The following is a 4,661-nucleotide window of genomic DNA, read 5'->3' as shown; positions in this document are numbered from 1 at the left end:
CGATCCGCAACGGATTGGTCTATACTATCCATCGGTACGTGCGTCTCGATTGATCCGATCGTTGCAACAAAGCATTTGCAAATCAATATCAGGCACCGATCTGGTACGGCCCGATCAGAACTTTTACAACGTTGCCCGCCATTCACTCGTATCATAAGCGAGGGATAATTCCCGCATCTCCGCTAAAACTACCTGCCATACTATAATAGTGTTATAGTCAGGGGAGAAAACCATGATGAGCACATTGTTTTTGATCGCAATTATCATTGGCGGCTTGATCGTAGTCGCTCTGATTGTCTCAGGTATCTTCTGGTTCTTAATCCAGGTTGGCGTGATTGTCAAGAAAGCGACTGAACCACCTACGCAGGATTACGGTAGCTATTCACTCGATCAGGGACGCGATGTTGGTGAGCGAGAGCGATGATTGATATGTTCAGCATGTTGGAACGTGAAGCCATCATCATTGGTGTCATCGTCGGCATCGTCGCGGTTGCCATATCTTTCCTCCTGGCCGGAAGCCCACTTGCACTTCATCTGCTCGTGGTAACGGTGGCGGGGGGCTTGATTTGTGGCCTGGCAATGCTTATAAAGTAGCACGCGCAGATAGGCGTCGCTTGCCGGCCTGGCCTGGGCGAGAGATCGCTCAGGTCAGCTAATTCCATGCGCTTGTCACTGAGAACAATGGTCTGGACGTTATCCATTCCCAAAATAGTCGGAGTCAACTCGTTTGAGTTGACAGGTAGAGACGGTCGCCACGCCTACATCGTAGTCGATTATAAGCTCCGCTAAACGTTTTCCATCAATCAGGACGATCTTCATATCAATATTTACAACATAATCAATAGCCTCAGCCGAGAAAGTAGAAGTTGTAATGAAAATACCTTTTCTTGCTCGCTTTCCCATCAAAGCACCAACAAATTTTTGAATTTCTGGGCGGCAACAACACCGTTTTGCTTGAATATAAATCGTATCAAGACCCAGCCGATCTTCATCAATGATACCATCGATTCCTTCATCTCCAACCTGGCCAACGGCCCGTGCAGCATCACGCCGCGAGCCACCATACCCCATGTTTACGAGTAATTCGACAACAAGCCGTTCAAAGAACGCCGAAGGGCTTTGTTTTACCAGTTTGAGCAATTCTTGAGCTAGGTTATTTCTAATCTCTTGATAGGCATCTTCAAGAACCTCTTCAGGTGTTTGTTCTTTCTCTTCAAAGATTGTTAATTTCGGTCGTCGCCGAAACTCAAGATGTTCGGGGAATTGTTCCAGAAATCTTATATCAATTCGCGAAGGGTTTTGTTGCAGAACTTGTTGACCACGAGCGGTAATGCGGTAGTTATGAGCGTCGGGTTGTTTCGAGCAGTCCTGCTTTGGCTAGATACGTTCTGGCCCAGCCGACGCGATTGTAAAACACGGTTTGCTTACCGCTCGGCAACAATTCGCGTACCTCTTCTTCACTTAGGGAAAACGTCTCGGCAGACGATCCAACAAACCCTGGATCGAGTGCTCTTGACCATCGGCCATCACCCGTAGCACGGGCAGCATGATCGCCTGGAAATCGGGAATTGGCATATCGACTCTGCCATCAGATATCATCTACCCGACTACCGGCTCGCCTGCGCTTCAGGGTACGTCGCAATCCGTCGTTCGCCCTGGCGTTGGGTGAGACGCTCGATCCGCGCAGCCACCTCACGTAACACTCGCGGTTTATCGATGGTAAGCAGGGTACGCCTGTGCATCAGGATGCGACCATCAACGATCACCGTATCAACATCGGCAGCCTGCGAACTGTAGAGCAACGCTGCTGCCGGGTTGTGCAGCGGCTGCGTATGGGCAGTTACGCATTGTACCAGCGCAAGATCGGCACGGGCACCAACCTGCAAGACACCGATCCCGTCCCATTGCAACGCACGGGCACCGGCGCCGGTAGCCAGTTCGAGCGTCGTTCCGATTGGCATACAACGGGCATCACTCTGGCGTAGCTTTTCGAGCAGGGCCAGCAGGCGAGCTGACTCCAGAATATCGTAGGTATTATTGCTTGCCGCACCGTCACTCCCAAGCGCAACGGTGACCCCTGCTTCGCGCATTGCCAGCGTTGGCGCAACGCCAATCCCAAGTTTCATCTCGGTTTTCGGAGTAACGGCCACCGCTACCCCATGGGCTGCCAGGGTCGCAATATCGTCTGGCGACACGTGGGCAACGTGCGCTGCCAGGACCGGTACATCGAACAGGCCGGCGTTGCGAGCGACGGCGACCGGTGAACAGCCGTGGGTAGCGAGACTCTGGGCGACCTGGGCTGCGGTTTCGGAAAGGTGAATATGGATACCGACGCCGAGTTCACGAGCAGTCTGGGCTACCCGCCGCAGCAACGATGGTGTGCAGGTATACGGTGAATGCGGCCCCATCCAGACCCAAATCCGATCTGCCTCAGCACCGTGCCACTGCTCGACAAACTGACGTGCCTGAATCAATTGTTCGTGTTCATCAGCCCCCGAAAAGATCGTCCAGGCCAGCAATGCCCGTATCCCCGACTCCTGCACCGCCCGGACAATTGCGTCCATAGCAAAATAATGATCGGCGACACAAGTCACTCCCGCTTCGATCATCTCAGCCAGACCGAGCAATGTGCCCCAATAGACATCTTCAGGGGTGAGATTGGTCTCCAGCGGCCAGATAATGCCGTTGAACCACTCTTCGATGGGAACATCTTCAGCGACACCGCGAAACAGACTCATCGCGGTGTGGGAGTGACTATTGATCAGGCCGGGAATAGCAAGCAGACCATCAGCGGCCAGGGTTTCACGAGCAAGACCGGGGCTGATGTCGGGAGCGATGGCGACGATACGTCTATCAGTAATTGCAATATCGTGTTGCGGCAACACGGAAGGAACGCCGTTGGCGATCTGAAGTACGTCGGCGCGTTGAACCAGAAGATCGTACATAACGCTCCTCTATATTGACAATGCAATTCAGTTATTATGGGCATTGTAACCGGAAATCTCAAGATTGACAAAAGTTGAACATTTGTGCTATAATAGTCTCAGCGCCGGCATTGCACAACAATAGCCACCAGGCGCATAGGGACGAATCGGTACGGAGAGTTAGAGGAGGAAGCCATGCCGGCCAAATCACAGAGCGAACGCAGTGTTACCCGCACCTATCGCACAGCGATCAAACTCGGCGACGACTTTATCACCATCGAAGAGACCATTACCCTGCCAATTGATGCTGATGATCAGATGGTTCAGCAGGCAGTTGATCTCGGCTGGCGTATTTTTCGCAGCCAACGCGAAGCAGTCGAGCAACAGATCGCCCACATTCGCGAGCAATACACTTCAGCAACGGCCATCACAGTGCGCGATCCTGAGGCGCCGGCCAGTGAACGACAGCGCAACTTCATCGCTGCCCTGCAACAGGCATTGGGTTGGTCAGGTGAGCAACTGGCCAGCTTCGCCCAGCAGCATGGCTATGATCTGGTCTCGCTCAACAAAGGCCAGGCATCGGCCTTCATCGATGAGCTGAAGCGTCTGAGTGATGAACACCAGCGGGTTCTCATCGCCGAAGAGCGCGCTCGCTACGCAAATCAACCGATCACCGATAAGCAGCGAAACGCCATTGCTTCACTGGCCCGTGACCTCGCACTCGATCCCGACGCCGAAGCACAGCGTCGGTTTCAGGCTCCGGTTGCTCAGCTTACCAACGAACAGGCAGCCACGCTGATTAGTGAGTGGCAGATGGTTCAGCGGGCAAGGGATAGTCGTCGGTCAGGGTAGGCAGGGTTAGTAAAAGTAATCTCATTCATCATTGACCAACTCGATGAACGTAACGAGAACGTCCACTATCTTCACGTCCGTTCAGGGACGGAAAGTACATGCGAGCGTATGCGGGAAAGAGGGGCTGGGGGTGCGCTGAACGCCCTTACCCCCAGCTCCTCCCCCGCGCTGCGTTATGCATTACCCACAACTATACCCATGGCGTCAACTATGTACTCTCGTAAGTAACATGCCAGGGATCAGTCCTATAGTGCGCCATGCGCATCGTGAATAGACCGCGAAACAGGTGCGGTCTGGGGGCGGCGGGAGACATCGTGCCAGACCGTGGCGCAGGCTGGAAGCCTGCGCACCAGCGGTCACGGCCAGCACCTGACAGCGGTGGCGAGGATGCCTGCACGCGGGCTGGACGCCCGCGCTGATACCGACGCAGCATGCTGGGGGGTGCCGCACGGTAGTCTTGATAACGATGCACCGTATCCATCACGATGTGCGCCGACGGAGTATACCGGTCGCTGGGAGACAGATGGGTCACGCAGAGCACAGCACGGGCGAGGTGAGGGACGATGGTTCGGGGCGTTCTGATCGTACCGCCAGGCGACGAGCACAGACCGGCAACCGCTCTCCCTGCGGCTGCCCCTGACCGATGCGCCATTGCCCGCCGGTAGGGGCGACGCATGCGTCGCCCCTACTACGATGCCAACGAACGTCCACTCACGACGCGCCAGTGGCCCCTTGTGAGCCTGGTCGTGCGAGCCTCCGGCGCCGTCACCCTGGGAGCGCACGCTTCCGGCGCACCCAAAACCCGTACCTGTTAACCCTGCCGACACGCGCCGACCAATTCGCGTCGCCGGTGTTGGGAGGACGGCAGCCACGCTGCTGTCGCGA

General features: G+C 55.2%; 5 protein-coding genes and 1 pseudogene. 4 read left to right on the top strand and 2 right to left on the bottom strand.

Going from position 1 to position 4,661, the window contains the following annotated elements; translation table 11 throughout:
* The first annotated feature begins 232 nt into the window (after positions 1-232).
* Both VAE55_RS17140 and VAE55_RS17135 read left to right on the top strand, forming a co-directional pair.
* Positions 233-424 (top strand): hypothetical protein, encoded by a 192-nt coding sequence (locus VAE55_RS17140; protein WP_322816938.1) that lies wholly within the window; start codon positions 233-235, stop codon positions 422-424.
* Positions 421-594, top strand: a complete 174-nt coding sequence (locus VAE55_RS17135; RefSeq protein ID WP_322816937.1) for a hypothetical protein — start codon at positions 421-423, stop codon at positions 592-594. The genes VAE55_RS17140 and VAE55_RS17135 overlap by 4 nt, the downstream gene beginning before the upstream one ends.
* A gap of 99 nt (positions 595-693) precedes the next feature.
* Here VAE55_RS17135 and VAE55_RS19205 read toward each other — a convergent pair.
* Positions 694-1,575, bottom strand: a pseudogene (locus tag VAE55_RS19205) (winged helix-turn-helix domain-containing protein).
* Positions 1,576-1,607: 32 nt separating this feature from the next.
* Positions 1,608-2,945, bottom strand: coding sequence for an amidohydrolase (locus tag VAE55_RS17125; RefSeq protein ID WP_322816935.1), 1,338 nt, complete (start codon positions 2,943-2,945; stop codon positions 1,608-1,610).
* 174 nt (positions 2,946-3,119) lie between these two features.
* Between VAE55_RS17125 and VAE55_RS17120 the strand changes: the two genes are divergently transcribed.
* On the top strand, positions 3,120-3,776 hold the full coding sequence (locus VAE55_RS17120) for a hypothetical protein (protein WP_322816934.1): 657 nt from the start codon (positions 3,120-3,122) through the stop codon (positions 3,774-3,776).
* 674 nt (positions 3,777-4,450) lie between these two features.
* A complete protein-coding gene (locus tag VAE55_RS17115) occupies positions 4,451-4,591 on the top strand; it encodes a hypothetical protein (protein ID WP_322816933.1) in 141 nt (46 codons plus the stop codon).
* The last annotated feature ends 70 nt before the right edge of the window (positions 4,592-4,661 follow it).

Source organism: Chloroflexus sp. (assembly GCF_034432675.1).
GTDB lineage: Bacteria > Chloroflexota > Chloroflexia > Chloroflexales > Chloroflexaceae > Chloroflexus.
Note: the sequence above shows the minus strand (reverse complement) of the source record. Positions and strands in the feature narration are given on the sequence as shown.

Coding starts and splice junctions, on each gene's coding strand:
- VAE55_RS17125 (WP_322816935.1), bottom strand. CDS start 2,945: ATGTACGATCTTCTGGTTCAACGCGCCGACGTACTTCAGATCGCCAAC.
- VAE55_RS17120 (WP_322816934.1), top strand. CDS start 3,120: ATGCCGGCCAAATCACAGAGCGAACGCAGTGTTACCCGCACCTATCGC.
- VAE55_RS17115 (WP_322816933.1), top strand. CDS start 4,451: ATGCGTCGCCCCTACTACGATGCCAACGAACGTCCACTCACGACGCGC.
- VAE55_RS17135 (WP_322816937.1), top strand. CDS start 421: ATGATTGATATGTTCAGCATGTTGGAACGTGAAGCCATCATCATTGGT.
- VAE55_RS17140 (WP_322816938.1), top strand. CDS start 233: ATGATGAGCACATTGTTTTTGATCGCAATTATCATTGGCGGCTTGATC.